This is a genomic window from Bartonella sp. AP65SXKL, from assembly GCF_042195725.1.
Lineage (GTDB): Bacteria > Pseudomonadota > Alphaproteobacteria > Rhizobiales > Rhizobiaceae > Bartonella.
The window spans coordinates 1-1,858 of sequence record NZ_JBHIOW010000056.1; the positions used below are offsets into that span (position 1 = coordinate 1).

A 1,858-nucleotide genomic window follows, 5' to 3' on the forward strand; every position below is an offset into this window, starting at 1 on the left:
TTGATATGAAATTTTTTAACCATGAAAAAAAAGAGATGCCTAGCATACGGTGAAAACACTTAGGTAATGTATAAATGCAAATGAAGCGTTTAGCATATATCTATGTTTCAAGGTGATAAAAAGTTGAAAATTCGTTAAAGAGGAATTCCGTGAATTTTACAGTGTTCACGCAACTTTTCAGTAAAATTGATCAGATAACAAAAACATATGTCACGGATATTTCCTCAAAAACAATAGCTACAATTACGCCCTTTGTATCAATCGGTCTCACAATCGCTTTCATCATCTACGGATGGCTCATCATTCGTGGCGCTATAGATATGCCTCTCTTCGGATTCGTAAACCGTTTCCTGCGAATAAGTATTATTACTTCAATAGCTCTTACCACAGGACTTTATCAACCAAGATATCCAATCCTAAAGTAAAAAATATTTGCACTGAAATTGAGCTATTTTCATGAATTAAAATGGAATAAAAAAGTAAAATAATTACACACAGCGTACTTTACTTTACGTGTCAAAATAATAATAATGATAACAAATATCAGGATGTATATAACGGTAAAAAAGAGTCATATTAAAATGAAGTCAATCATTCTTGTAATTTTGATTGCAAACCTTTTATCGGCTTGTGCATTAGCACCAAAGCTAAAACAACCTAATGATAGGAACCGCGTGCCTATTAATAAAACAATCCCTGCCGAAATCAAGCGAGAAGACAGATGAAAAAGCGATTTATTATAACAGGAATGATTACCCTTTTGGGGATGATAAATTTAACTCTAACATCTAATTTTAGTTGGGGTTCTGATAATAAGGATTCAACTGCCCAAACTCTTTTGCCTTTTTCAAAAGAAGAATATCTGAAAATTATTGAGTTATTAAAACAACAAATTACAACAAACGAAAGCCAGATCGAAAACGCGAAAAAAATCCATCAATCTATAACAGGAAACGCGAAAAAAATCCACCAGCCTATAACAGAAAGTGAAAGTGAAAGTGAAACAAAAGACTTAGAACACACAATACACACCTTAACAACAAAAAGCATTCGCTATTTTTTACAAGATCCGCCCTACCCATCCCCCCACAAAAACTACAAGAACATGGGTTCTAGCCTATTCAAAATGTATAGTTATATCGAAGTCCTTATGACTGCGGTTAACGGCGAAGATTACAGGGCCATCTTCTCGTCATTGCCGCAGAAGAAGATATACGATATAATTAATACACGTCTTAACTATAATGGAATTGTCGAGAAAGCCGTAAGTTTGCAGGCTTTCCAAGACGCAGAGAAGCGCTTTACACAAATTGCTGATTTCTTAAATGATATAGATAAAACAACAAATTTGAGAGAAGTTTTCGAGTTGCAAACACGCATCAAGAGCATGTCATCCATGCTCCAAAATGAATACACAAAGTTACAAATGGTCAGAAATTTAAGCAACAATGAAAAGACTCTTATCGATATACAAAAACGTCTATTGTATAAAAAAATTATAAACTCTGCCAACAAAAGAATCCCCCCAATAAGATTGAACTAATAAAACTCTTTACAACATTGACTTTTTTTCATGAAAACAAAAGCCACTGTAGAAGGTTCAGTACTATCTGAACAATCAAGAGAGGCACAAATATTTTATCAAAGCCAAGATATCGTGGTGAAAACACTTAGGTAATGTATAAATGCAAATGAAGCGTTTAGCATATATCTATGTTTCAAGGTGATAAAAAATTGAAAATTCGTTAAAGAGGAATTCCATGAATTTTACAGTGTTCACACAACTTTTCAGTAAAATTGATCAGATAACAAAAACATATGTCACGGATGTTTCCTCAAAAGCAATTGTTACAATTAC

2 protein-coding genes and 2 pseudogenes are annotated in these 1,858 nt (G+C 33.2%); all 4 read left to right on the forward strand.

All coding sequences use genetic code 11. The annotated features are described in order from the left end of the window. Positions 1–149: 149 nt before the first annotated feature. Positions 150–401: pseudogene (locus ACFIMP_RS09580) on the forward strand (type IV secretion system protein); the annotation flags it as partial. Positions 402–581: 180 nt separating this feature from the next. Further along, positions 582–725 carry a TrwH protein gene (locus ACFIMP_RS09585; RefSeq protein WP_375681561.1) on the forward strand — a complete coding sequence of 48 codons (144 nt, stop codon included), beginning with the start codon at positions 582–584 and terminating at the stop codon, positions 723–725. After that, on the forward strand, positions 722–1,543 hold the full coding sequence (locus ACFIMP_RS09590) for a TrbJ/VirB5 family protein (protein WP_375686327.1): 822 nt from the start codon (positions 722–724) through the stop codon (positions 1,541–1,543). Before ACFIMP_RS09585 ends, ACFIMP_RS09590 begins: the two co-directional genes overlap by 4 nt. A 217-nt stretch (positions 1,544–1,760) precedes the next feature. Continuing rightward, positions 1,761–1,858: pseudogene (locus ACFIMP_RS09595) on the forward strand (trwi protein); the annotation flags it as partial.

Bases quoted from the DNA above. Each gene is read 5' to 3' on its own strand.
- ACFIMP_RS09585 (WP_375681561.1), top strand. From the start codon at position 582: ATGAAGTCAATCATTCTTGTAATTTTGATTGCAAACCTTTTATCGGCT.
- ACFIMP_RS09590 (WP_375686327.1), top strand. From the start codon at position 722: ATGAAAAAGCGATTTATTATAACAGGAATGATTACCCTTTTGGGGATG.